At 40.0% G+C, this 24,368-nt stretch carries 25 protein-coding genes; 12 read left to right on the top strand and 13 right to left on the bottom strand.

Annotated features, from left to right (window positions below):
- Positions 1–18 precede the first annotated feature (18 nt).
- The 6 genes from AACM45_RS07270 to AACM45_RS07245 all read left to right on the top strand — a co-directional run bounded on the left by AACM45_RS07270 (position 19) and on the right by AACM45_RS07245 (position 3,640).
- Positions 19–456 carry a hypothetical protein gene (locus tag AACM45_RS07270; RefSeq protein WP_339141718.1) on the top strand — a complete coding sequence of 146 codons (438 nt, stop codon included), beginning with the start codon at positions 19–21 and terminating at the stop codon, positions 454–456.
- Between the two features lie 12 nt (positions 457–468).
- Positions 469–1,092, top strand: coding sequence for an ExbD/TolR family protein (locus tag AACM45_RS07265; protein WP_339141716.1), 624 nt, complete (start codon positions 469–471; stop codon positions 1,090–1,092).
- Positions 1,093–1,106: 14 nt separating this feature from the next.
- Positions 1,107–1,589: an ExbD/TolR family protein gene (locus AACM45_RS07260; RefSeq protein ID WP_339141714.1), complete on the top strand. Its 483-nt coding sequence runs from the start codon at positions 1,107–1,109 to the stop codon at positions 1,587–1,589.
- A 195-nt stretch (positions 1,590–1,784) separates the two neighbouring features.
- On the top strand, positions 1,785–2,429 hold the full coding sequence (locus AACM45_RS07255; protein WP_339141713.1) for an ExbD/TolR family protein: 645 nt from the start codon (positions 1,785–1,787) through the stop codon (positions 2,427–2,429).
- A complete protein-coding gene (locus AACM45_RS07250; RefSeq protein WP_339141712.1) occupies positions 2,413–2,892 on the top strand; it encodes an ExbD/TolR family protein in 480 nt (159 codons plus the stop codon). Before AACM45_RS07255 ends, AACM45_RS07250 begins: the two co-directional genes overlap by 17 nt.
- A 112-nt stretch (positions 2,893–3,004) precedes the next feature.
- Positions 3,005–3,640: a porin family protein gene (locus AACM45_RS07245; RefSeq protein ID WP_339141711.1), complete on the top strand. Its 636-nt coding sequence runs from the start codon at positions 3,005–3,007 to the stop codon at positions 3,638–3,640.
- Here AACM45_RS07245 and AACM45_RS07240 read toward each other — a convergent pair.
- The 6 genes from AACM45_RS07240 to pyrH form a co-directional block, all read right to left on the bottom strand.
- The gene (locus tag AACM45_RS07240; RefSeq protein ID WP_339141709.1) at positions 3,635–4,240 is read right to left on the bottom strand and encodes a hypothetical protein; all 606 of its coding nucleotides are present in this window, start codon (positions 4,238–4,240) and stop codon (positions 3,635–3,637) included. The two genes, AACM45_RS07245 and AACM45_RS07240, sit on opposite strands and share 6 nt — an antisense overlap.
- A complete protein-coding gene (rpoN, locus tag AACM45_RS07235) occupies positions 4,240–5,697 on the bottom strand; it encodes an RNA polymerase factor sigma-54 (protein ID WP_339141708.1) in 1,458 nt (485 codons plus the stop codon). The genes AACM45_RS07240 and rpoN overlap by 1 nt, the downstream gene beginning before the upstream one ends.
- Positions 5,698–5,737: 40 nt before the next feature.
- Entirely contained in the window at positions 5,738–7,171 is a 1,434-nt protein-coding gene (gene asnS / locus AACM45_RS07230; RefSeq protein WP_339141707.1) for an asparagine--tRNA ligase, read from the bottom strand.
- Positions 7,172–7,237: 66 nt separating this feature from the next.
- Positions 7,238–9,634 (bottom strand): efflux RND transporter permease subunit, encoded by a 2,397-nt coding sequence (locus tag AACM45_RS07225; protein WP_339141705.1) that lies wholly within the window; start codon positions 9,632–9,634, stop codon positions 7,238–7,240.
- A 73-nt stretch (positions 9,635–9,707) separates the two neighbouring features.
- Complete coding sequence (gene frr, locus AACM45_RS07220) at positions 9,708–10,262, bottom strand: ribosome recycling factor (protein WP_339141703.1); 555 nt, start codon at positions 10,260–10,262, stop codon at positions 9,708–9,710.
- A 45-nt stretch (positions 10,263–10,307) separates the two neighbouring features.
- Entirely contained in the window at positions 10,308–11,015 is a 708-nt protein-coding gene (gene pyrH / locus AACM45_RS07215; protein WP_339141702.1) for a UMP kinase, read from the bottom strand.
- A 156-nt stretch (positions 11,016–11,171) separates the two neighbouring features.
- On the opposite strand from pyrH, the gene AACM45_RS07210 reads away from it, so the two are divergent.
- The 4 genes from AACM45_RS07210 to AACM45_RS07195 all read left to right on the top strand — a co-directional run bounded on the left by AACM45_RS07210 (position 11,172) and on the right by AACM45_RS07195 (position 14,385).
- Positions 11,172–11,726 carry an RNA polymerase sigma factor gene (locus AACM45_RS07210; protein ID WP_339141701.1) on the top strand — a complete coding sequence of 185 codons (555 nt, stop codon included), beginning with the start codon at positions 11,172–11,174 and terminating at the stop codon, positions 11,724–11,726.
- Between the two features lie 4 nt (positions 11,727–11,730).
- The gene (locus tag AACM45_RS07205) at positions 11,731–12,531 is read left to right on the top strand and encodes a HEAT repeat domain-containing protein (RefSeq protein WP_339141700.1); all 801 of its coding nucleotides are present in this window, start codon (positions 11,731–11,733) and stop codon (positions 12,529–12,531) included.
- A 78-nt stretch (positions 12,532–12,609) separates the two neighbouring features.
- On the top strand, positions 12,610–13,476 hold the full coding sequence (locus AACM45_RS07200) for a DUF4097 family beta strand repeat-containing protein (RefSeq protein ID WP_339141699.1): 867 nt from the start codon (positions 12,610–12,612) through the stop codon (positions 13,474–13,476).
- Between the two features lie 93 nt (positions 13,477–13,569).
- Positions 13,570–14,385 (top strand): DUF4097 family beta strand repeat-containing protein, encoded by an 816-nt coding sequence (locus AACM45_RS07195; RefSeq protein WP_339141698.1) that lies wholly within the window; start codon positions 13,570–13,572, stop codon positions 14,383–14,385.
- A 76-nt stretch (positions 14,386–14,461) separates the two neighbouring features.
- On the opposite strand, the gene tsf is transcribed toward AACM45_RS07195, so the two are convergent.
- The 4 genes from tsf to rplM all read right to left on the bottom strand — a co-directional run bounded on the left by tsf (position 14,462) and on the right by rplM (position 17,532).
- The gene (tsf, locus tag AACM45_RS07190) at positions 14,462–15,286 is read right to left on the bottom strand and encodes a translation elongation factor Ts (protein ID WP_339141697.1); all 825 of its coding nucleotides are present in this window, start codon (positions 15,284–15,286) and stop codon (positions 14,462–14,464) included.
- Between the two features lie 64 nt (positions 15,287–15,350).
- Positions 15,351–16,448, bottom strand: a complete 1,098-nt coding sequence (gene rpsB / locus AACM45_RS07185; protein ID WP_339141696.1) for a 30S ribosomal protein S2 — start codon at positions 16,446–16,448, stop codon at positions 15,351–15,353.
- 242 nt (positions 16,449–16,690) lie between these two features.
- Entirely contained in the window at positions 16,691–17,077 is a 387-nt protein-coding gene (rpsI, locus tag AACM45_RS07180) for a 30S ribosomal protein S9 (protein ID WP_339141695.1), read from the bottom strand.
- On the bottom strand, positions 17,077–17,532 hold the full coding sequence (gene rplM / locus AACM45_RS07175; protein WP_339141694.1) for a 50S ribosomal protein L13: 456 nt from the start codon (positions 17,530–17,532) through the stop codon (positions 17,077–17,079). The genes rpsI and rplM overlap by 1 nt, the downstream gene beginning before the upstream one ends.
- A gap of 234 nt (positions 17,533–17,766) precedes the next feature.
- On the opposite strand from rplM, the gene AACM45_RS07170 reads away from it, so the two are divergent.
- Together AACM45_RS07170 and AACM45_RS07165 are read left to right on the top strand one after the other, a co-directional pair.
- Complete coding sequence (locus AACM45_RS07170) at positions 17,767–20,439, top strand: DUF5916 domain-containing protein (RefSeq protein ID WP_445227723.1); 2,673 nt, start codon at positions 17,767–17,769, stop codon at positions 20,437–20,439.
- A 73-nt stretch (positions 20,440–20,512) separates the two neighbouring features.
- A complete protein-coding gene (locus tag AACM45_RS07165; RefSeq protein ID WP_339141693.1) occupies positions 20,513–21,013 on the top strand; it encodes a lipocalin family protein in 501 nt (166 codons plus the stop codon).
- A gap of 9 nt (positions 21,014–21,022) precedes the next feature.
- Here AACM45_RS07165 and hisC read toward each other — a convergent pair whose 3' ends face one another.
- From hisC to fahA, 3 genes are all read right to left on the bottom strand, one after another.
- On the bottom strand, positions 21,023–22,120 hold the full coding sequence (gene hisC, locus AACM45_RS07160; protein WP_339141692.1) for a histidinol-phosphate transaminase: 1,098 nt from the start codon (positions 22,118–22,120) through the stop codon (positions 21,023–21,025).
- Between the two features lie 2 nt (positions 22,121–22,122).
- Positions 22,123–23,022: a flavin reductase family protein gene (locus tag AACM45_RS07155; protein ID WP_339141691.1), complete on the bottom strand. Its 900-nt coding sequence runs from the start codon at positions 23,020–23,022 to the stop codon at positions 22,123–22,125.
- 88 nt (positions 23,023–23,110) lie between these two features.
- Positions 23,111–24,331, bottom strand: a complete 1,221-nt coding sequence (fahA, locus tag AACM45_RS07150; RefSeq protein ID WP_339141689.1) for a fumarylacetoacetase — start codon at positions 24,329–24,331, stop codon at positions 23,111–23,113.
- Positions 24,332–24,368 lie beyond the last annotated feature (37 nt).

The raw sequence follows: 24,368 nt of genomic DNA, 5'->3' as shown, positions 1-24,368 counted from the left end.
TTAAAACTATCGTAAATCATGAATAAAATTGTAAAAATAGTACTGATAGTCATCAGTTTATTGGCTGCTGTCCTTTGGTTCTTCATGCCCAATCCTGAAGATCCCAATGCCATCGATAGCGGGTCTATGAACTTCATGTTCATCATTACCTATATCTTATTGGGTATAGCAGTTATAGCCACGTTGTTCTTTGGTGTCCAAAAATTACTATCCACTCCAGGTAGCTTGAAAAAATCATTGTTTGCCATTGGAGGTTTGGCCGTAATAGTGGCGGTTTCGTATGGCTTGTCATCTGGTGATGAGGCAAAGGCGATAGCTGATGCAATGGCTGATAAAGGTGCTACCGAAGGTACGGTGAAGAATATAGGGATGGGATTGAACGTATTCTTTATCCTGACCATTGTTGCCGTAGCTTTAATGGTAATACCAGGAGTGAAGAAATTATTCGTTAAATAAAATAGAAGTCTTATGCCTAGAAGAAAAGGAGCTCCTGAAGTAAATGCAGGCTCTATGGCTGATATAGCATTCTTGTTACTTATCTTTTTCTTGGTTACTACAACCATAGAAACCGATGCAGGACTTGATAGGATGCTTCCACCCATTGAACCTCCAACAGAAGACCCACCGGTCATTAAAGAGAAGAATATTTTCACCGTGAATATTAACAAGAACGGTCAGCTTTTGGTAGAGGAGCAAATCTTGAATATAAAAGATTTAAGGGAAGCCGCTACCGCTTTTTTAGACAATGGTGGCGCACCTCAGGGTAGTCCGGAATATTGTTCGTATTGCAAAGGAAAGCGTGACGGTTCATCCTCCGATAATCCTTCAAAAGCGATTATTTCTTTGAAAAATGATCGTGAGACAAAATATGCCACTTACATAACGGTTCAAAACGAATTGGTCGGTGCATATAATGACTTGAGAAATCGAGAGTCCCAAAGACTGTATGGGCGTGATTTTGTTGATATGGAAGCAGAGTATTTGAATCCTGAGACACCTAGTAGTGTCAGGGATGATTTGAAGGATAAAGTAAAGACGATACAAGATCTTTTTCCTCAAAAACTATCAGAGGCAGAAACCTCCAGTAACTAATAAAATTTAATTAGATGGCTAAGTTTGCTAAGAAAAAAGATGGTGATTTGCCTGCGGTATCGACCGCTTCGTTACCTGATATTGTTTTTATGTTATTGTTTTTCTTCATGACCGTAACAACTATGAAAGATAGTTCCATCATGGTTGAGAATACACTACCAAACGCTTCTGAAACCAAGAAGTTAGAGAAGAAAGATAGGATTATATACATATTTGCTGGAAAACCCACGCAAGAGTACCAAAAGGTTTATGGTACGGAAACGCGTATTCAGTTAAATGATAAATTTGCCAATGTGAATGAAGTGGGATCTTATATTTTGGCGGAAAGGGCTAAAAAGCCACAAGAGTTACAAAATGTATTGACTACCGCACTGAAAGTGGACAAAGGTGCAAATATGGGTTTGATATCAGATATTAAGCAAGAATTAAGAAAGGTTAATGCCCTAAAAGTTAACTACACAACGTTTGAAGGAGATGCCTTCAATAATTTACAATAGCGGTTAACAAAAGAAATTTTCTTTGAATGCCCTGAATTTTAATTCAGGGCATTTTTTTTTGAAATGATTTCAACGGGCTCCTTTTTTTATTTGTTCGCTCATTGAAAGGATGCGGTTACTCATTCTTACTTTCTTTATTGACCAAATGCTGGGATATTGTGGTATTAAGGACTCCATAATAAAATCCTTGTGCATATGGCAACGAATAGGGAAACACCGGAAGTGAATGCAGGCTCAATGGCCGACATTGCATTTTTACTACTTATTTTTTTTCTGGTAACAACGACACTAGATACTGATGAAGGGTTAGACCGATTACTGCCCAAGAAAGAAATTGAACCAAGAACCATTGATGTCAATGAAAGAAATGTGCTAAGGGTAAACCTTAATAGTACTAATATGCTGTTGGTCGAGGATGCTGTTCTTGATCTAAAAACACTTCGAAAAGTCGCTTTTGATTTTTTGGATAATGGAGGGGCATTGCCCGGTGAATCCAAGTACTGTGATTATTGCAAAGGTAAGCGCGATGACAGTTCTTCTGACAACCCTATTGATGCTATTATTGCCTTACACCATAATAGGGAAACCACCTATGGTTTTTACATTGCAGTTCAAAATGAGTTGGTAGGTGCATATAATGACTTGAGAAATCGAGAAGCGCAACGACTTTTTAAGCAAAGCTATGTGGCTATGACGGAAGCGTATTATGACGAGAAAACCCCTTTGATACAAAAAGAAAAATTAAAGAAACGGTTAAAACGGATTCAGAAAATGTATCCTCAAAAGATAGTAGAACCAGAAGTGTTTTCGAATAAAAAATTTGATGATGAAGCGCAATAGGCAAAAAAGAAAGGTCGCAAGCATAGCTACCTCTTCGTTACCTGATATTGTTTTTATATTGTTGTTCTTTTTTATGACGGTAACAACAATGAAGAAAACCAATTTTTTGGTTGAAAACACGTTGCCCAACGCCACTGAGACGGAAGAGCTATACCAATCAGATGGAATAATCGAAATTCTAGTAGGTAACCCTACAAAGCATAACGGCATATATTCCATGGATGTTCCTAAAATCCAACTTGGAAATCGACTTGCTGAAATCGATGGGGTTGCCCCTTATGTTTTGGCCGAACTCGCAATGATGCCCGAGAATCTAAGAAAGACAGCAATGGTCTCCCTTAAAATTGATAAGACTGTAAGTATGGGTATTATTTCAGATATCAAAAATGAACTTCAAAAAATCAACATGCTAAAAATAAATTATACCACTTTCCAGGGTGATATTTTCCTAGATCTCAAATAGAATATATAATCAAAGGTGTTTTTATCCATAAATACATTTTTTGTTATATTTTGGGAATATGTTCAAAAACCTATTTTTACTTCTTGTAGTGTCTTTAACTTCTTCCTGCTTAATGGGACAAGGGCTGGATACTACACCAATCGCCGACAACAAGTATTTAGAAGACCAGTTTTATGCTGGGTTATCTTATAACTTCTTGATTGATGTCCCTGAGAATGTTGAGTTACGCAATCTCTCTTATGGCATACAATTCGGGTTTATTGAAGATATACCCTTGAATACCCGTCGTAATTTCGGTATAGGCTTAGGTATGGGCTATGCAACCAATTCTTATTACAGTAATATTGGTGCTCGTGAAGAAGCCGGTTTGATTACCTATGAAGTTTTGAGTGCCGAAGATTTCGATAGAAGTAAATTTGAAACACATTCGCTTGATTTTCCATTTGAAGTACGTTGGAGGACCTCGAATGCAGTTGACTATAAGTTTTGGCGTATTTATACAGGTTTCAAAGTTGCCTATTTATTCTCGAGAAGGTCAAGGACCGTGTCGAACGGAGAGGTGTTAAGTTTTTCGAATCGTGATATTGAACAATGGCAATACGGGCTTACCTTGAATTTTGGTTATAATACCTGGAATATACACTTGTATTACAGTTTAAACAACTTGCTGTCGGAAACAGCAACCCTAGCGGGAAGCACTATACCCATAAAACCGCTTAGGGTCGGTATTATATTTTATATTCTATAACCAATATTTTAATAGTAGCAGCTGAGAGCAGGCCCCAATAAGAAAGCCGACCAACACTTCTATCTTTGAATGTGCATGCATGGATAACCGTGATGTTGCCACCAAACCTGTCAGAATGGTAACAATGGCAATCGCGAAGGTTATGTTTACCTCAAAATGGATGCTCAAGGCGATTAAGAACAGTAATAAGCTGCCCATTCCCAAAAGATGGATACTCGCTTTTATCTTCAGAAAAAGCAATGCTAAAACAGTGATTAAGGCCACTATGAGGCCTACAAAAAAGAAATAGAGCTCTTTGATATAGTTAAGTGGTATGACTTTGTATAAAATCAAGAAGTATAATACGATACTAATGTATAAGGGGTATTTACGTTCTTGTAATGTGGGCGCGAAGATTGAATTTACAAGCCCTAAGTTCTTTAGGATGAAAAAGAAAATAATCGGAATGATCACGGTTAAAATAAAAATAGGGAGAATATTACCACTTTGTAGTTCTAATGAGCTGTATTTTGGTGTTACCAAAAAATAGGCTAGGGTACCGCCCATCGGTACGAAAAGGGGATGGAAAATATAGGAGAAAGAATGAAATACGGATCGCATCAGATTTGTTTTCTGAGCCTCGCAACAGGAATTCCCAACTGCTCGCGATACTTGGCTACGGTTCTTCTGGCTATAGGGTAACCTTTTTCCTTAAGCATTTTGGCTAATTTATCATCGGTCAGTGGTTTTTTCTTTTCTTCTTCACCAATGACGTTCTCCAATATTTTTTTTATCTCACGCGTAGATACATCTTCGCCTTGTTCATTTTTCATCGATTCAGAAAAGAACTCTTTGATAAGTTTTGTACCATAAGGGGTATCTACATATTTACTATTGGCCACGCGGGATACCGTAGAAACATCCATGTTGATCTTGTCTGCGATATCCTTGAGGATCATCGGACGTAGTTTGCGCTCATCACCTGTTAGAAAGTACTCTTCTTGATGTTGTATTATGGCATTCATGGTAATGAACAGTGTTTGTTGTCTCTGTTTGATAGCGTCAATAAACCATTTGGCCGCATCCAATTTTTGTTTGATAAACAAAACAGTGTCTTTTTGCGACTTTGATTTATCCTTTGCGTTTTTATACCCTTGCAGCATATTGTGGTAATCTTTAGACACATGAAGTTCGGGTGCGTTACGGCCATTCAAAGTCAGTTCCAATTCCCCGTCTACGATTCTTATCGAAAAATCAGGAACGACGTGTTCAATAATCCTATTATTACCAGAGTAGGAACCCCCCGGTTTGGGGTTGAGTTTTTCAATTTCCGAAATGGCACTTTTAAGTTGCTCTTCAGTGATATCGTATTTCGCAATAAGCTTCTTGTAGTGTTTCTTTGTGAACTGTTCAAAAGACTTTTCAAGTATTTTGATGGCCATCTCGATTGAAGGTGTCGCTTCCTTTCTTTTTAATTGAATGATGAGGCATTCATCTAATGTTCTTGCGGCCACCCCGGGGGGGTCTAAAGATTGTACTATCTTAAGTACCTTCTTTATATTGGCCTCATCGGTATAAATGTTTTGGGTAAAGGCCAGATCATCCATAATATCAGTAAGTGGCCTTCTGATATAGCCACTTTCATCGACACTACCTACCAAAAATTCTGCAATGGCCCATTCTTCATCGTTTAAATAAACCGTATTCAGTTGATTGATCAGGTATTGGTTGAATGAGATTCCGGCTGCATAAGGAATACTTTTTTCATTTTCGTCAGCACTGTAATTACTGGTTTGTGTGCGATAATCAGGTATCTCGTCATCACTCAAATAGTCGTCAATATTGATGTCTTCAGCGTTAATGGAATCACTGTCATTGATTTCGTCAAATGCGTCATCAAAGGTATCCTCTGCAGAATCACCCTCTTCTTTACCACTTTCTAAAGCAGGGTTTTCTTCCAGTTCTTGTTTCAAACGCTGTTCAAAAGCTTGTGTAGGCAACTGGATCAACTTCATCAACTGTATCTGCTGAGGCGAAAGTTTTTGGGAAAGTTTAAACTGAAGGTGTTGCTTTAGCATACTTGAATCGTTCCTTACTTATAAAGTTAAAGAAATCTATTTAAAACGCTGCGTTTTGAGGGGTTCTAGGAAACGGGATCACATCCCTGATGTTGCCCATGCCCGTTGTGAATTGCACCAAACGTTCGAATCCAAGTCCAAAGCCGCTGTGCACTGCCGTTCCAAATTTACGCAGGTCAAGATACCACCATAATTCTTCTTCTTCAATACCGAGTTCCTTCATTTTTTGCTGCAATACCCCTAAACGTTCTTCCCTCTGCGAACCGCCGACTATCTCACCAATCCCAGGAAAGAGTACATCCATTGCACGTACCGTTTTGCCATCTTCGTTCAAACGCATGTAAAAAGCCTTTATGTTTGCTGGGTAATCAAAAAGGATTACTGGACATTTAAAGTGCTTTTCAACTAAAAAGCGTTCATGCTCACTCTGAAGGTCGGCGCCCCACTCATCGATAAGGTATTCAAACTTCTTTTTCTTATTGGGTTTACTATTTCTAAGAATAGCGATTGCTTCGGTATAGGATACCCGTTTGAATTCGTTGTCGGCCACAAACCTTAACTTTTCAATTAAGGCCATGTCACTGCGTTCTGTTTGCGGTTTTGACTTTTCTTCATCTAAAAGGCGCTTTTCTAAAAATAGCAAATCTTCTTCGCAGTGGTCGAGTACATATTTTAGAACCCACTTGATAAAATCTTCGGCCAAATCCATATTTGCATCCAAATCATAGAAGGCCATTTCAGGTTCGATCATCCAGAATTCTGCCAGGTGTCTTGAGGTATTTGAATTTTCGGCCCTAAACGTAGGGCCAAAGGTATAGACCTTGCCCAACCCCATGGCATAGGCCTCCGCTTCCAATTGGCCTGAAACCGTAAGATTCGTTTCCTTACCAAAAAAATCCTCTTTATAATCGACGTCCCCATTGTCATTTAATGGAGGATTTTTTGCATCCAATGTCGTTACCCGAAACATTTCACCGGCTCCCTCGGCATCAGATCCGGTGATAATAGGAGCGTGAAAATAGTAGAATCCGTTTTGTTGAAAATAGCTATGAACTGCATATGAAAGTGCTGAACGAAGACGCATGACCGCAGAAAAAGTATTGGTGCGTACCCTTAAATGTGCTTTTTCACGTAAGAATTCGAAGGAATGTTTTTTAGGTTGGATAGGGTAAGTATCCGCATCCGCTTCACCATGAATAAATAAATCATTGACTTGTATTTCTACTTTTTGGCCTTTACCCTGACTTTCGACCAAAGTTCCTTTTACTTTTATAGCGGCCCCTGTTGAAATTGATTTGATCAATGAATCATCGAAATTTTCAAAATCGACAACACATTGTATATTGTGTATCGTAGACCCATCATTCAAAGCGATAAAACGATTGCTTCGAAATGTCTTTACCCAGCCGTTTATTTCGACTTCTTGATGTGACGGCACGGTGTTCAATAGTTCTTTGACGGAAATGGTTGCCATTGATTCTAACTTCTGAAATTAAGCAGCAAAGATAGGTCTTTGCTAAAAAACGAATGTTATGCCGAGCTATTTACTACTCGGCTTTTCATCATTTTTAGGTAAAATATCTATCTGCGGTTTTCTAAGCACGGTTTTGTTCGCAATACTGCGTTCTAAAGAGAGTAGTAGTGATGGAAGTAAAATTAAATTGGCCAGCATTGCAAAAAGTAAGGTGGCAGAAACAAGCCCGCCCAAAGCTTTGGTACCCCCAAAGCTTGAAATGATAAATACAGAGAACCCAAAGAACAAAACGATAGAGGTGTAGAACATACTAACACCCGTTTCTCGCAATGCATTATATACCGATTTTTTAATTTGCCATTTATTGGCCGTCAACTCTTGACGGTACTTGGCCAAAAAATGAATGGTGTCATCTACCGAAATACCAAAAGCTATACTAAAGACCAATATGGTCGATGGTTTTATGGGTACCCCCAAAAAACCCATAAGGCCCGCAGTGATGACCAGGGGCAATAAATTAGGGACAAGTGATATCAAGATCATTCGAAATGACCTAAATAAATAAGCCATGAAAAGAGAAATCAAACCAATGGCAAATGCCAATGATAGTAGGAGGTTCTTCGTCAAATACTTTGTGCCTTTTAAGAATAGCAATGCCTTTCCGGTCATATAGACATTATAGCGTTCCGTTGGAAAAATCTTGGCGATGGATTCAATTAGATCTTGTTCGATTTCTTCCATACGTGTGGTTTTTACATCGCGCATAAAAGTTGTTATTCGAGCCGTCTGACCAGTACTGTCGACAAAACTTTGCAATAAATCGCCATTGCCTGACGACTTTCTCGCCACATCCATGATAAAGGTGTTTTCTTGGGTGGTGGGCAATTGATAATATTTTGGAATGCCATTATAAAATGCCTGTTTGGAGTATTTTACCAAATTAACGACGGAAACTGGTTTAGACAATTCATGGGTCTCGTCAATCTCTTCGGCCAATTGATTCATACGTCTTAAGGTGACGGGTTTTAGTACTCCATTTTTTTGTTTGGTGTCAACCACGACCTCAACTGGCATAATGCCATCGAACTCTTCTTCAAAAAAACGAATATCCTTGAAAAATTTAGCGTCCTTAGGTAAATCTTCAATACGGCTACCGGTAATTTGAATCTGATAAATACCAATGATGCTGGTAACCAGAACAATTACCGAGGTTATATAGACTGCGATGCGATGATTGCGCACTACATGTTCCATCCAACTGACAAAACGATCTATCCATTTTTTTCTTAAATGCTTTAAATGTTTGTCCTTCGGAATCGACATAAAACTATAAACTATAGGTATGATCAACAGGGAAAGTAAAAAGATGCATAGAATGTTTATGGAGGCAACGATACCAAATTCCTTTAAAAGGTCACTATCTAAAATGATGAAGGTAGCGAAACCCAAGGCCGTGGTACAATTGGTCATTAATGTTGCATTACCCACTTTTGAGATCACCCTTTGCAGTGATAATGCTTGATTTCCATGTTTTTTTACCTCTTGCTGGTATTTATTGATTAAAAAAATACAATTGGGAATACCAATTACAATGATCAATGGTGGAATCAGGGCAGTTAGAATGGTGATTTCATATTGAAAAAGTCCTAATACTCCAAAAGCCCACATCACCCCTATGATGACCACGCACATTGATATAAGGGTTGCCCTAAAACTTCTGAAGAAGAAAAAGAAAATGATGGAGGTAACCAACAATGCCGCCAAGATGAAGTTGCCTATCTCATCAATAATGATTTTAGAATTCCATGTTTTGATATAGGGCATTCCAGATACCCTGACATCCAAATTGGTTTCATCCTCAAAATTTTCGACCAAATTTTCAAGATCACTTAAAATAAACTCATTTCTTACCGAAGTATTCAAAATATCCTTATCCAAATAAATGACAGTTCGAATGGTGCCACTTTTAGGATTGAAGATCAAATTTTCATAAAAAGGCATATTCTGAAAAAGATGGCTCTTTATGGAGTCAATTTCTTTTTGGGTCTTTGGGGTGGTTTTAAGCAACGGTTGCAAGACAAATTCTTGCTTTTCAGTATCCTTGACCAATTCTTGAAGATTATCGGTAGAGATTACAAAGTCAATCTCGGGGATGGCTTGAAATTGTTTACTGAGCTTGTTCCAACGGTTGAAATTTTGAGGTTGAAATAGCAAACTGTCCTTAATGGCCAACACGATTGCGTTATCCTCTTGACCGAATAAGCCCACAAACTCATTGTATTGTACGGTTTCAGGATGATCATCGGGTAGAACATTGGCCTCTGTATTTGAAAACCGCATGTTTTTCCAATGCAATCCTAAAAAAACGGTTACCGCGACAACAAATAGAAGTATGAGTATACGGTTTCTTAGAATGATACGGGCTACTTTAGCCCAAAAGCCTTGAAAAAGTCGTTTTAACATTTTCCCTTAATTGCCTGCAAAGGTAGAAAATGAATGTTGGGGAACCTAGCAAAATCAGGTTCTTAAAAAAGAATCAGACTTTCATGATCTCCGCCTCTTTTACGGCAAAGACATCATCGACTTTTTTGATGTAGGCATCAGTGAGTTCTTGAACATCAACTTCAGCATTGCCCAACAGGTCTTCGGAGATATCGAGCTTTTTTAGTTCTTTATTTGCTTCTTGACGTGCACTTCTGACACTCACTTTAGCATCTTCTGCCTCTGCTTTAGCCTGTTTCACCAAATCCCTTCGACGTTCCTCAGTCAATGGGGGCACGTTGATAATGACCATGTCGCCATTGTTCATGGGATTAAAGCCCAGATTGGAATTCATGATCGCGGTCTCAATTTCTTGAAGCATGTTTTTTTCCCAGGGCTGCACGGAAATGGTACGGGCGTCTGGGGTATTGATATTAGAGACTTGCGAAAGTGGTGTCTGCGAGCCGTAGTATTCTACCATGACCGTAGAGAGCATTGCCGGACTTGCTTTGCCGGCCCTGATTTTAATAAACGCCTTTTCAAGATGCTCCATGGCAGCATCCATACTTTCTTTTGTAGTATCTAAAATAAAAGTGACTTCTTCGTTCATGTCTTACTGAAATTTAGTTCAAAAAAACCAATTATTATGCCAAAGCTAATTGTTGACCACGGTACCGATATTCTCTCCAGAAATCAATTTCATAAGGTTGCCCCGGGTATTCATATCGAATACCACAATAGGCAATTCATTCTCTTGACTAAGTGTAAAGGCCGTGGTGTCCATAACCTTCAATCCTTTTGAAAGCACATCCTGAAATGATAACGATTCAAATTTTGTCGCATTCTTATCTTTTTCGGGATCGGCCGTGTAAATACCGTCTACCCGGGTGCCTTTTAAAATAACGTCCGCCTTTATCTCAATGGCCCTTAAAACGGCTGCAGAGTCGGTCGTAAAGTAGGGGTTACCCGTACCTCCGCCAAAAATGACGACCCTTCCCTTTTCAAGATGGCGCATGGCCCTTCTTCTAATAAAAGGTTCTGCAACTTCATTGATTTTAATTGCAGATTGCAAACGTGTTTCCACACCGGCAATTTCCAAGGCACTTTGTAGCGCCAATCCATTGATCACGGTGGCCAACATACCCATATGGTCGCCCTGCACCCGATCCATACCTTGGCTAGCACCTTTCAAACCCCTAAAAATGTTACCTCCACCGATGACAATAGCAATCTGCACCCCTTTCGCTATAACGGCCTTAATGTCTTCGGCATATTCGGTCAATCGTTTGGCGTCAATACCATATTGTTGTTCGCCCATTAAAGCTTCCCCACTTAGTTTGAGAAGAATTCTCTTGTATTGCATCTGTGGTTTTTTGAAATCCGAACAAAAATAATCAAAATTATTTTTGATGTACCTCCGTTATAAATGCTAAGTTTCTCGAAAAGGTTACAAAAAATAATACTACTTTTTGTAACCTTTTTCAAAAAGTTCGGTATACCCTTTGACAACCAATTTGAAATGCAAGAGTTAAGCGATAATGTATTGATGCTTAAGGTGAAGTCCGGTGATATAGACAAGCTTGGACTACTGTATGAGCGACATAAAAAGCGTCTTTTCGGATTTTTTTTCAACATGAACTGCGATGCAATGACAAGTGAGGATTTGGTTCAAAATGTTTTCATCAGAATGCTGAAATACAAACACACCTATACGGGGGAAGGGTCTTTTTTGGCTTGGATGTTCAGTACGGCAAGAAACGTGAATAACGATCATTACCAGAAAAATAAAAGAAACCAAAACCAATTTGATATTTCAACAGTGGAGTATAAGCTTGACGACGGTAATATAGCTGATGGGAAGATGACCAAAAAAGATGCACTTGAAGAGCTGGACAGGGCTATGATGAAACTAGCCGTGGATAAAAGGGAGATTTTGGTGCTCAGTAAGTTAAAAGAAATGAAGTTTAGTGAAATTGGTCAGGTATTGGGATGTTCAGAGGGTACCGCCAAAGTGAAGGCCCATCGCGCCCTGAAAGAGTTGAAAGTGGTTTTTAAGCAAATGCAAAAACAGTAAGATCATGAAAGAATCTGAGTTTGAAATAAAGGCTATTGCCTACTTGAAAGAAGAAATCAGTAAAGGGGATAAGCATGAATTTGAAGCTTTTTTAAATGCGAATCCAGCATATCAAGAAGAGTTTGGTTCACTCGCTGCCCCTTGGAAGCAACTTGTCAAAATGGAATCACCTGAACCTTCTGAAAATATGGATAGCCTATTTTTTGAAATGCTCAATTCAGAAATTGAGAAGGGAAAGAAAAAAACGAATAGATGGAACGGTTTACAAGCTGCAGTATCTAAAATGCTTAGACCTCAACTCGCTTATGGAATCGTCCTTCTGTTCATTGGCCTTGGGGTGGGGTACTTTATGAAACAGGATGATACCGTTCAGGCCATTGAGCCCCAAACGGTCTCAAGTGATAAGAATCAAGAGATTCATGAGAAGTTGGTGTTGACTTTATTAGAACAACCTTCTGCAAATAAAAGACTGGAAGGGGTGAGTGAGGCAAACAAAATAAACGCGGTAGACGAAACGGTTATAAATGCACTTTTAAAAACACTGAATAATGACGCCAATGTAAATGTACGGTTGGCGTCCATTGAATCTTTGACAAATTACGTAAACAACCCTAAGGTACGCCAGGGGTTGATACAATCCATACCTCATCAAAAATCACCAATCGTTCAGGTAACCTTGGCCAATTTAATGCTTGCTTTAGAGGAGAAAAAGTCCATAGAACCTTTTAAGCAACTTTTAAAAAACAAAGAATTGGATTCTACGGTAAAGAAAAAAATCGAGAGTACGATAGCATCAATCATATAAAGTTTATTCATCTGCCTTGGTTGGCAAAATCAAATTACGAACGGTCGACTATGTATAGTCGCATAAATTCTCAAAATCATGAAACGAACAGTTTTTATTTTAATGACAATCAGCTTGCTTGCTTGTAAAAAAGGCATTGCCCAAGAAAAAACCTTTAATGAGGTTATCAAAAAAGAACTAGCTTTTCAAAGCAATAACAATGAAAGTACACTGGTCATTACCAATGTATTCGGGCCAATCACCGTAACGGGCTATTCTGGCGACCAAGTGCGACTAGAGGTAAAAAGGGAGATTTTTGCCGATGATGCCCAGAAATTGGAGCTTGGTAAATCAGAATTACAATTAAAGGTTTCCCAGAATGGTGATACCATTGTGTTACGACCTGATGCCCCATATATTCAATACAACCAAAAAGGATTGACGTTTAATTGGTGCAATGACTATGAAGAACCGGAGTACCAACATAAACTAAGTTTCAAGGTACAGGTGCCAAAGAATGTCAACTTAAAGGTAAGTACCGTAAATGATGGGGATATTGAAGTAAGCAATACCGTCGGGCAGTATCTTAAAGTGAACAATATCAATGGGGCGATCGCTTTGAATTATGTCGACGGGCAAACAGATGTCCACTGCATCAACGGAAGCGTTGACATCACGTATGTAAACAATCCCAAAGAAGATTCCGTCTATTACGCCCTGAACGGGGATATCAATGTTTCGTATCAAGAAGCATTGTCTGCCGAGGTCTCTTTCAAAAGTATGAATGGTGAACTTTTCACCGATTTTGATGTTGCCAAACAATTTACAAGAACAAGCAAGGAAACAAAGAAAAGTGGCAAGGGCAAATTTAAGTTCGAGGCCACCCCGGTAGTTCAAATAGGAAATGGTGGGGTTAATTTTAAATTCGAAACGTTAAATGGAAATGTGTTCCTTAAAAAGATATAAGGAATGGCGGTTTATTTTGAATTTGAAAACCAGATGGTCCTTACTGTTGTAAGAACTCAATTCGTAACGTATAACTATTAAAGTAAAAAACAAATGAAAAATATAAAATCAATTCTAGTAACCGCTTTTGTGCTATTTGGCACCATGGCAATGGCCCAGGAGAAAAGTATCGATTTGTTCGCAATTCCGTTAAGCAATCCAGGAAGTCCGGGCAAGCTGCATTTAGAGCATTTATCGGGGTCTATAGATGTTGTCGCGTATGACGGCAATGAAGTTATCGCGAAAGCCACATTCGGAAACAAGAAAGCCTACTATAAAGATAAAAAGGAACGTGATGGTCTGAAACGAATTGCCAATACGTCATTGAATATTAGTGGCGAGGAAAAAGATAATACTGTGAAAATTTCAAATGAGGAGTGGAATAAAACCATTAATCTTGAAGTAAAAGTACCCCGAAATTTTTCACTTAAACTGTCAACGGTCAATCAAGGCAATATTACCGTGGTTGGCGTAAATGGCGATATGGAGATAAGCAATGTAAATGGGGAAATCACTTTGCAAGATGTAAGTGGTGCTGCTTCAACCGATACGGTGAACGGTGATATCGAGGTTACTTTCGATTCCATCACTTCAGGTGCGAATATGGCTTTTAGTAGTCTCAACGGGGATTTGAAAATCACCTTTCCGAAAACGCTAAAGGCCGATGTTAAGGCGAAAACCGATATGGGTGAAATATTTACTGATTTCGACATGGAGCTTGATACTAATAAGCCACAAGTAAAGCGAAACAATTCCAATGGAACCTACAAAGTTAATGTAGAGCAATGGGTAAGGGGTACGATCAATGGAGGTGGCCCTGAAATGCTGTTTAAGACTTTTAATGGTGATATTTTGATTAGATCAAAATAAGCGATAGGTGTTGGATAATATGAAAAAGCCCCAACTTAAAAAGTTGGGGCTTTTAAATTGTAATTACAGGACCAAATTATCCGAGGGCAACTCTAGAAAAACCGGTTACCTCTAAGCCAGAATCAACTGATTGTACATATTGGGCAACACTTTGTTTGCTGTCTTTAATAAAAGCTTGGTTTACTAAAGTATTGTCTTTGAAGAAACGCTTTAGTTTTCCTTTGGCAATATTATCCAGCATTGCCTCGGGCTTACCTTCTTGACGTAATTGATCTTTTGCGATTTCAATCTCTTTGTCAATTACAGATTGGTCAACTCCTTCTTCGTTCAAGGCAACAGGGTTCATTGCAGCAGCTTGCATAGCAACATCCTTTGCGGCGGCGGCGGCACCATCAACATTGGCAGAAAGCCCTACCAAAGTGGCAATTTTGTTTCCTGCATGAATATATGAGCCCACAAAAGGTGCGCTAAGGGTTTCAAAGCTACCGATTTCGATTTTCTCACCGATGACACCGGTCTGCTCTATCAGTTTTTCAGCAACGGTCATACCATTGAACGAAGCATCCATAAAGGAATCTTTGGTATCATAACCCAATGCTAAATCGGCCAATTCATTCGCTAAGCTTACGAAAGATTCGTTTTTGGCCACGAAATCGGTCTCACAATTTAATGATATCACAACCCCTTTGGCATTGTCACCATTTACTTTTGCTATTGCGGCACCTTCAGCAGAATCCCTATCAGCTCTTTTAGCAGCAACTTTTTGTCCTTTCTTTCGAAGAATCTCGATAGCCTTGTCAAAATCACCATCAGCCTCGACCAATGCTTTTTTGCAATCCATCATTCCTGCTCCGGTAGCTTTTCTTAATTTATTTACTTCAGCGGCTGTAATCTTTGCCATTTATGTAATATTTAAAAAGTTATGTAAAGTGAGATACAATTATTGTGTCTCGTTTTAGCTTAAATTATTCTTCAGAATCTTCAACGCCACCCTTGGTGTTGTCTTGCCATTCTTTTAACTCATCCCATTTTCCATCAGCGGCCATTTGAGCTTGTTTTGGCCATGAAGCTGGCTCTAAATGTGCTAATCTTGGGCTAGCTTCAGTCAAGATGGTTTTGATGTTGTCGGCTTCTGCCTTGCTCAAATCTGCAAAAGTAGCGATGCCCGCAGCTATCATTGCCTCCGCTGCCTTTGGGCCAACACCTTCGATTTTAGTAAGGTCATCAGCTTCAACTTTTACGGCTTCTTCTTTTTTAGGAGCTTCTTTTTGTTCAGCTACTGGGGCAACCTTTTCAGCTTTTTCCGCTTTTGGTGCTGGAGCAGCTTTTGCCTTAGGAGCTTCTTTTTCAGGTTGCTTATCGGCTTTGTCAGCTTTTCTTTCTGCCAAACCTTCAGCTACTGCCTCGGTTACTGAAGTCATAATAGCCTCAATTGATTTACCGGCATCGTCGTTTGACGGAATGATATAATCTATAGGTCTCGGGTCAGAATTGGTATCGACCATGGCAAAAATTGGAATATTCAATTTTTGTGCTTCTTTCACGGCGATATGCTCACGCATGGTGTCAACAATGAAAATTGCCCCCGGTAACCTTGTCATTTCAGAAATCGAACCTAGGTTCTTTTCTAATTTTGCCCTTAAACGATTTACCTGCAAACGCTCTTTTTTAGAAAGGGTATTGAACGTACCGTCTTTTTTCATCCTATCGATGGAAGCCATTTTCTTTACGGCCTTTCGAATCGTAACGAAGTTCGTCAACATACCACCGGGCCATCTTTCAGTGATGTAGGGCATGTTCGTGTTTGATACCTTTTCGGCAACAATGTCTTTTGCCTGCTTTTTGGTAGCTACAAAAAGAATCTTACGACCTGAGGCGGCAATTTTCTTTAACGCTTCATTCGCCTCGTCTAATTTCGCTACGGTTTTGTAGAGGTTGATTACGTGAATTCCATTACGCTCCATGTAGATGTAAGGAGCCATATTCGGATTCCACTTTCTAGTCAGGTGGCCAAAATGCACACCTGCTTCCAATAAATTTTTTACTTCGACTTTACTTGCCATTTTTTTGTACTTAGTTTACGTTCCGTTGAGATAGCAATGTATTGGTGGTCTTTACATTTTGTAAATCGCCCGTTACATTTAGATGCTAAACTAAATTCCAAAAAGTTCGTAATCCACTTTTCGGAACAACGACAACTTTTGTTTAAAATTTAATCCAGACCATGATGGCCTGGACTTTCAATGAACATTTACCGACGATACCGTCGGTAGTTATGGATAAATGCGAAAATCGCAGCTATGTATTAACGTTTAGAGAACTGGAATTTCTTACGGGCTTTCTTCTGACCGAATTTTTTACGTTCAACCATTCTCGGGTCTCTAGTAAGTAGACCTTCTGGCTTTAGAACGCCTCTGTGCTCTTCATTGATCTCACACATTGCCCTTGACAATGCCAAACGGATAGCTTCTGCTTGCCCGGTGATCCCACCGCCAAAAACATTTACGTTAACGTCGTAATTGCCATCGTTTTCAGTAAGGGTAAAAGGTTGCTTTACCTTATATTGTAGTGTTGCCGTAGAGAAATAATCTTCTAATTTTCTTTTGTTCACGGTGATGTTTCCTTTTCCCTCAGAAACATAAACACGGGCAACAGCCGTTTTTCTTCTTCCTATTTTATGAACCACTTCCATTATTTGTAGTCATTTAAGTTAATCGTCTTCGGTTTTTGCGCTTCTTGTCCGTGCTCGGTACCAGCATAAACTTTTAAATTACGGAATAGGTCGGCACCTAATCTGTTTTTAGGTAACATGCCTTTAACGGATTTTTCGATAATACGTTCAGGATGTTTCTCTAAAAGGTCACTTGCCGAGGTCGAACGCTGGCCACCTGGGTAACCGGTATAACGTAAATAGGTCTTATCGGCCCATTTATTTCCACTCATTTGAATTTTTTCCGCATTGATGACGATGACATTATCGCCACAATCAACATGGGGGGTATAATTAGGCTTGTACTTGCCCCTTAAGATTTTAGCGACTTTAGATGCCAATCGACCTAAAGTTTGTCCTTCAGCGTCAACCAATACCCATTGCTTCTCAATGTCTGATTTTTTAGCTGAAACAGTCTTGTAACTTAATGTATCCACTTCTTGAAATATTATCGATTTTCAAAACATTCCCGATAAACGGGGTGCAAATGTACAATTATTAGATTGAATTACAAATGCTTGTGAAATATTATTTTTTCCTTTTTAAAAAGGATGTTATCAAGGCTTTTGGTTTCTTGATTTAGTGTTAAAGAAAACTTAAAAATGGATTGAACTGTAACTATTTGAAAATTCATTGGTCTTTAAGTCACATCAACCAAAAAACAAATAGCAGTGAGAAATCCAACCCACTTTCTGACAGCGTTACTCTTTTCCAGTATCTGTTTTTCCCAAGAAGGAAATTCAACCGAAGTGCAACAAGATACGACTGAAATAGTACCGAAGAAAATCTATGTCACAAAGGCCATTGAAAATGAAGAACCACCAAGTGTAGATGGTTTGTTGAACGATGAGGCATGGGGTCTTGTGGAATGGACGGGTGATTATATCGAAAATCAACCTGATGAGAATACGCCACCAAGTTATCAGACCAAATTCAAGATTGTCTATGACAGTAAGAACCTTTACATCGGGGTTCGTTGTTACGATGCAGAGCCTGATAAAATTATAAGAAGAATGTCTAGGCGTGATGGTTTTGAAGGCGACTGGGTCGAATTCAATATCGATAGTTATCATGACAAGCGTACTGCTTTTTCTTTTACGGTAACGGCTGCTGGGGTAAAAGGGGACGAGTTTGTTTCCAATAACGGGAACAATTGGGATGGAAGTTGGAACCCAATATGGTATACCAAGACCAATATCGACGATGAGGGTTGGACCGCCGAACTTAAGATTCCATTGAGTCAATTAAAATTCAGTGGGGCCGAAAACCAGGTTTGGGGCTTGCAATCCACCAGGCGTTTCTTTCGGGCCGAAGAACGTTCGCTTTGGCAACGTAAGCCGATTGATCAACCAGGTTGGGTAAGCGAATTCGGGGAGCTTCATGGACTTAGGAATATGGAACCGCAAAAACAATTGGAAATACAACCTTATACGGTAGCGAGTGGTGAAACCTATGAAGCTGAAGAGGGAAATCCCTTTAGGGATGGCAGTGACACGGATATCGCCGTAGGGCTTGATGCCAAGATCGGAATTACGAACGATCTCACCCTCGATCTAACGGTAAACCCTGATTTTGGACAGGTAGAGGCAGATCCTTCGGCTATCGCCTTGGATGGTTTTCAAATTTTCTTTCGAGAGCAGCGTCCTTTCTTTGTTGAGAACAAGAATATTTTTGATTTCAATGTTTCGCAGTCTGAAGCAGGTAATACGTTTGGTTTTGACAATGTTTTTTATTCTCGCCGTATTGGTCGCAGTCCACAAGGCTTTCCAGATACGAATGATGGTGATTTTGTCGATATCCCTGACAATACCCAAATTCTAGGAGCGGCCAAATTCAGCGGAAAGACTAAAAATGGTTGGGCTATCGGCGTTTTAGAGAGTGTTACCGCAAAAAAATATGCGACCATCGCTAATGATGGTGATCGCAGAAGGGAAGTCGTAGAACCCTTGACGAATTATTTTGTGGGTCGGGCCCAAAAAGATTTCAATGAACGTAATTCTTTTATCGGGGGGATATTCACTGCAACCAACAGGGCCGATCTTACCCAAAACCTGAACTTTCTTCATGAATCGGCCTATACTGGAGGGCTGGATTTCAAACACCAATGGAACAATCGCGATTGGTATTTAGGTGGCAATATCATCTTAAGCCATGTTCAGGGCAGCGAGGAAGCGATAACCCACACCCAAAACTCCATTACCCGTTTGTTTCAAAGAATTGATGCGGATCACGTGGAAGTGGACGAGGGGAGAACATCGTTGACAGGTACGGGTGGCAACCTTCAAATAGGAAAGGTCGGTAATGGCCACTGGCGTTTTGAAAGTGGTGGCACCTGGCGTTCACCTGAATTGGAGCTGAATGATATTGGTTTTCAACGTCAAGCCGATGACATTCGTCACTACACCTGGGTCGGCTATCAAACATTAAAACCCGACAGTACCTTCAGAAGGGTGGGCATCAATTATAACCATTGGAGCGCTTGGGATTTTGCCGGTAACCATAATGAGCTGCGTTTTAATACCAATACTTGGCAAAATTGGGCAAATAACTGGTTCTCTAACATAGGCTTCAATTATGCCCCCGTTCAATTTTCGAATTTTGCCTTACGTGGTGGTCCGCGACTACGTCGGACCCCAGAAGTCAGTTTTTGGAATAGTATTGGTACCGATGGGCGAAAAAAATTACGGTTCAATTTTTTTCATAATGGGAGACGAGCCTTGGATAATTCAATCAGAAGGTATTCCGTGGAATTCGGGTTTAGGTATCAGCCCATTGATGCCCTACGTATCTCGGTTTTTCCAGAGTATAGCATCAATAATGACAAACTTCAATATATCGATAACATCGATACCGATCTTGGTATTCGCTACCTAAATGGTGAGATTGAACAGCGTACCCTAAGCATGTCCGTACGTTTTAATTTTAATATCAATCCGAATTTGACGGTTCAATATTGGGGGCAACCCTTTATTTCTAGGGGTCGCTATTCAAATTTTAAACATGTGGACAATGCTACCGCCCGAAATTTTGAAGATCGTTTCTTGCAATATGAAGCCAATCAGGTCACCTTTTCTGACGATAATTATGCCATAGATGAAAATCTTGACGGAGTTACCGATTTTAGTTTTGGCGATCCTGATTTTTCCTTTGTGCAGTTCAGGTCTAATTTGGTGTTGCGATGGGAATATATTCCAGGTTCGGAAGTGTTCTTGGTATGGTCGCAAGACGTGTCCCAGTCGGGTAATCCATCAGAAGGGTTGTTCACCAGTTTAGGGGATAATATCCTCGGTCAGACTCCACAGAACATTTTTCTACTGAAAGCTACCTATCGATTTGTCTTGTAAGAATTAGCCTTGTGTTACACTATTATGCTCGATTCATCGTTAAAATGGGGTATACCCCAAAAAACTAAAAAAGATGAAATCTAAATTAATGGTGCTAATTGCAGTTTTTGCCTTGACATTATCTTGTTCCTCCGATAGTGAGGATGACGGTCTTCAAATGGTCGGTGGCGAATCGAATTTGGTCGGTACCTGGAACTTGACCAGCGTTGACTTTACAGGTCAAAGTGATACGGAGTTGAATTTGGCTGCTGAAATTATTGATAATCTTGCAGAAGAGCAGTGTTATCTGGTAACTTTTGTATTTAACGCTGATAGTACTGCTTCGGCAGAGGATAAGACCAACTATATCGAAGTAAACGCAGGTCCCACAGGCCTAGATGTGCCATGTCCAACCCAAAGTGATACGGAGTCTTCAACGTGGTCGTTAGAAGGTAATCAATTGACCTTCATCAATGCCGACATGGAAGAAGAGACCATTGAAGTTGCAATTGAAGGCAACACCATGGTCATTGCCGGAGAGGTTATCGATGCCGACAACTATTCAGGTGCACAAGCTATTTTTACCAGAGGATAATCTAGTGAACTAGACGTACTTCATTTTTTGCAAGACTGAAATCAAAGCATGGTTGGCTTCCGGTGTTCCGATGGTTATCCGAACTTTACCGGGTGCCCCAAATTGTGATACTGGTCGAACCATTATGCCCTCGTCCATTAGTTTGTCGGTAAATTCCATTTCAGGAAGTGGGGGGTCAATGATAAAGAAATTAGCTTGGGTCGGCCAATGGTCAATGCTTAGTTTTTTAAATTCCTCAGTAAGGTAGGCCCTTCCTGTAAGTACCGTTTTTACCGTATTCTCAATGAACAAATGATCGTTCAAAGCGCCGATTGCCGCTTCAATCGAGGTCAAAGGCAGTAAAAAAGGTTTATGGATCTGTCGCATGTAATTGGCAATGGTAGCCGTAGTATAACAATATCCAATACGTTGCCCTGCCAAGCCATAAGTTTTCGAAAAACTATTGATGGCAATAACATTGTGACCTTGTTTGACATAAGGTAGCGCCGTGACATAGTCTTCGGCATCTGCAAAATGCCTATAAACCTCATCAAAGACAATAAGGATGTTTTTAGGGATTCTGTTTAAAAAGTCATCTAGAACCGGTTTGGCGATATAAGTGCCGGTAGGGTTATTTGGGCTGGTCAAAAAAATCAATTTGGTCTTTTTGGTGATGGCCTTTAAGATACCGTCAATGTCTAAGTCGTAATTAGGACTTTTCAATGGAACATCAATTTGTTTGGCACCATACCATCTTGAAAAAACGGAGTAGGGCAAAAAACAGGGGTTGGAATAAATCACCTCGTCCCCTTCATTCAAAAAGGCCCGTAACAACATGTCAATGATCTCAGAACCGCTGTTGCCACATATAAACTGGTCGGCAGCGAGGGCACCATTGAAATCGGCCACCAATGCCTCGCGAAGGCGAATATCCGTCTGATCAGGATAGATAGCTACCTGCATAGCAGCTTTTTTAAGGGCTGCAATAGCTTTTGGCGAGGCACCTAATGGATTTTCGTTTGACGATAGTTTATAGACTTTCTGGTTTGATGCAGGAATGTTCTTGCCACCCTTATAAACTTCTTTCGGCTCTAAATACGACTTGAATATGGATTCTATGGTATTCATGCTTAAAGATTTTCGGCGTGCATTAAAACGGCCATGGCCTTAGTCGTATTCCCCTCTTCTAAAATACGCTGGGCAAGCCAATGGAGGTGTTTTTGATGTGCCGTTTTATCACTGCCGACCTTTCTTGCCAAATTGGTCAGTTCCTCATCATTGGCAATTGCATCTAATTGTGTTTTTGTAGGTAAGGCTTCCAAATTTCCCAAACGCCCTAAATTATTTCCGGTCAAGATTTCGCTTTCCCTAATGTTTTCAGGTAGTGCATCAACACCAATACCCTTGGTTCGTATCGGTTTCGGAATTTCAAATAGGGAATCACCGTTAGCATGGGTGTACCAGCTACCGCCCATTCTACCGACCAAATCCAACTTTTGGGTATCCAATTGGTCATCGGTCATGACATCTTCATTGATGTGGATAAGTTCTACCTTACATAAAATAAGATTTCCTGCCCCTGGGGTGTCTGCCAATTCAATGATTTCAGTGACCGAACACTCAAAAGATACTGGGGCCTCCGCAACACGTGGCGGTTTTACTTTTTCACTTGAAATTTCCGTAAGGCCTGCTTTTATGAATTCATTTACCCCTTTTTCATAGGCGGTACTTGAAAGTGACATCTGCTCTACAATAGGATAATTAACGATATTGATAACGACTTCGGGTACTTCTTTTACATTTTGATGCGAATGCTTTAGCGTATTGTCCCTGCCGCTTCTGGCAGGTGAGAATATCAATATGGGCGGGTTTGAACTAAAAACGTTGAAATAGCTGAACGGACTCAAATTCACATTGCCGTGAGTGTCAATGGTACTTGCAAAGCAAATTGGGCGAGGTGCCACTGCAGTTAAAAGAATACCATGTAAATCAGGTTGTGCTATTTTATTTGGGTCGATGGTTTTAGTCATATTTATATACTATTGCGTCGTCGATATACAAGAAAAATTAGAAGAGGTCATTTCGAATGTGTCTACTATGACATCTTGAAAATACAATTTATTTTGCGGGTAATATTTTCGCCGAAACCTCACCAAAACCGACACGTTTTCCATCCTTTTCCGCAAAGCCCCTCATGGTTACGGTGTCACCATCATTGATGAATTTTCGTTCGCTGCCATCTTTCATCTTCAAAGGTTTTGTGCCCATCCATGCCAGTTCCAGCATAGAGCCGTACGAGTTTTCATCTTTTCCTGAAATGGTACCCGAGCCATAAAGGTCACCGATATTGATATTGCAACCGTTAACGGTGTGATGTGCCAACTGTTGGGCCATATTCCAGTACATATACTTAAAATTGGAATGGCAAACGGTTTGTTCTTCACTTCCTTCTGGGCTTATGGCCACTTCAAGGTTGATATCATAGTTTTTTAGACCTTCATATTGCAAATAGGGCAATACTTCAGGTTCTTGTTTTGGGCCAGGCACCTTAAACGTCTCAAAAGCCTCCAAAGTTACGATCCATGGCGAAATATGTGAGGCAAAGTTTTTGGCCAAAAACGGACCTAAAGGCACATATTCCCATTTCTGGATATCGCGTGCCGACCAGTCATTCAATAAGACCAGGCCGAAAATGTATTCTTCAGCCTCACTTGTTAAAACCGATTCCCCGAGATTGGTATTCTTTCCGGTAATAAAACCCATCTCCAATTCAAAATCGAGGCGTTGGGTCGGTCCGAAAACAGGTTTGTCGGCACCAACCGGAATCGTCTGTCCTTTAGGTCTATGTATAGGTTCGCCGCTAACCACTATGGAGCTTGCGCGGCCATGATAACCAACGGGAATGTGCTTCCAGTTGGGCAATAATGCATTTTCGGGATCACGGAACATCTTACCCACATTGGTAGCATGCTCAATGCTAGAGTAAAAATCGGTATAGTCACCAATATAGACGGGCATGTGCATTTGTGCATCGACTTGTTTGATGAACAACTCTGATTTGCTTGCCAAAATCGAATTTTCATCTTGTAACCAATGTTGAATGTCAAGACGGACTTTTTTGGTGATTTCCTTTCCTAGCGAAATGAAATCATTCAATGTTTCTTTTTCAAATACGGCAGTATTAAAATCAAATACATCCAATTCCGCCAAAGCGGCTAGATCCAAGATATGATCTCCGATGGCTACGCCGGCACGCGGACTTCTGTCTTCCGTGGAGAAAATCCCAAAGGGAATGTTATGAATTGAAAAATCGGAGTTTTTGGGTATGTCTATGATCATGTTGTTTTAGATATGAGATATGAGATATGAGTGATTA

The organism is Croceitalea sp. MTPC5, assembly GCF_036985505.1.
Taxonomy (GTDB): Bacteria; Bacteroidota; Bacteroidia; order Flavobacteriales; family Flavobacteriaceae; genus Croceitalea.
Note: the sequence above shows the minus strand (reverse complement) of the source record. Positions and strands in the feature narration are given on the sequence as shown.

Excerpts from the sequence above, each read along its gene's own strand:
- AACM45_RS07200 (WP_339141699.1), top strand. The coding sequence starts at position 12,610 with ATGAAACGAACAGTTTTTATTTTAATGACAATCAGCTTGCTTGCTTGT.
- AACM45_RS07225 (WP_339141705.1), bottom strand. The coding sequence starts at position 9,634 with ATGTTAAAACGACTTTTTCAAGGCTTTTGGGCTAAAGTAGCCCGTATC.
- fahA (WP_339141689.1), bottom strand. The coding sequence starts at position 24,331 with ATGATCATAGACATACCCAAAAACTCCGATTTTTCAATTCATAACATT.
- AACM45_RS07240 (WP_339141709.1), bottom strand. The coding sequence starts at position 4,240 with ATGCGATCCGTATTTCATTCTTTCTCCTATATTTTCCATCCCCTTTTC.
- pyrH (WP_339141702.1), bottom strand. The coding sequence starts at position 11,015 with ATGCAATACAAGAGAATTCTTCTCAAACTAAGTGGGGAAGCTTTAATG.
- frr (WP_339141703.1), bottom strand. The coding sequence starts at position 10,262 with ATGAACGAAGAAGTCACTTTTATTTTAGATACTACAAAAGAAAGTATG.
- AACM45_RS07265 (WP_339141716.1), top strand. The coding sequence starts at position 469 with ATGCCTAGAAGAAAAGGAGCTCCTGAAGTAAATGCAGGCTCTATGGCT.
- tsf (WP_339141697.1), bottom strand. The coding sequence starts at position 15,286 with ATGGCAAAGATTACAGCCGCTGAAGTAAATAAATTAAGAAAAGCTACC.
- AACM45_RS07195 (WP_339141698.1), top strand. The coding sequence starts at position 13,570 with ATGAAAAATATAAAATCAATTCTAGTAACCGCTTTTGTGCTATTTGGC.
- asnS (WP_339141707.1), bottom strand. The coding sequence starts at position 7,171 with ATGGCAACCATTTCCGTCAAAGAACTATTGAACACCGTGCCGTCACAT.
- rpsB (WP_339141696.1), bottom strand. The coding sequence starts at position 16,448 with ATGGCAAGTAAAGTCGAAGTAAAAAATTTATTGGAAGCAGGTGTGCAT.
- AACM45_RS07250 (WP_339141712.1), top strand. The coding sequence starts at position 2,413 with ATGATGAAGCGCAATAGGCAAAAAAGAAAGGTCGCAAGCATAGCTACC.
- AACM45_RS07255 (WP_339141713.1), top strand. The coding sequence starts at position 1,785 with ATGGCAACGAATAGGGAAACACCGGAAGTGAATGCAGGCTCAATGGCC.
- AACM45_RS07260 (WP_339141714.1), top strand. The coding sequence starts at position 1,107 with ATGGCTAAGTTTGCTAAGAAAAAAGATGGTGATTTGCCTGCGGTATCG.
- hisC (WP_339141692.1), bottom strand. The coding sequence starts at position 22,120 with ATGAATACCATAGAATCCATATTCAAGTCGTATTTAGAGCCGAAAGAA.
- AACM45_RS07155 (WP_339141691.1), bottom strand. The coding sequence starts at position 23,022 with ATGACTAAAACCATCGACCCAAATAAAATAGCACAACCTGATTTACAT.
- AACM45_RS07245 (WP_339141711.1), top strand. The coding sequence starts at position 3,005 with ATGGGACAAGGGCTGGATACTACACCAATCGCCGACAACAAGTATTTA.
- AACM45_RS07205 (WP_339141700.1), top strand. The coding sequence starts at position 11,731 with ATGAAAGAATCTGAGTTTGAAATAAAGGCTATTGCCTACTTGAAAGAA.
- AACM45_RS07165 (WP_339141693.1), top strand. The coding sequence starts at position 20,513 with ATGAAATCTAAATTAATGGTGCTAATTGCAGTTTTTGCCTTGACATTA.
- rpsI (WP_339141695.1), bottom strand. The coding sequence starts at position 17,077 with ATGGAAGTGGTTCATAAAATAGGAAGAAGAAAAACGGCTGTTGCCCGT.
- AACM45_RS07270 (WP_339141718.1), top strand. The coding sequence starts at position 19 with ATGAATAAAATTGTAAAAATAGTACTGATAGTCATCAGTTTATTGGCT.
- rpoN (WP_339141708.1), bottom strand. The coding sequence starts at position 5,697 with ATGCTAAAGCAACACCTTCAGTTTAAACTTTCCCAAAAACTTTCGCCT.
- AACM45_RS07210 (WP_339141701.1), top strand. The coding sequence starts at position 11,172 with ATGCAAGAGTTAAGCGATAATGTATTGATGCTTAAGGTGAAGTCCGGT.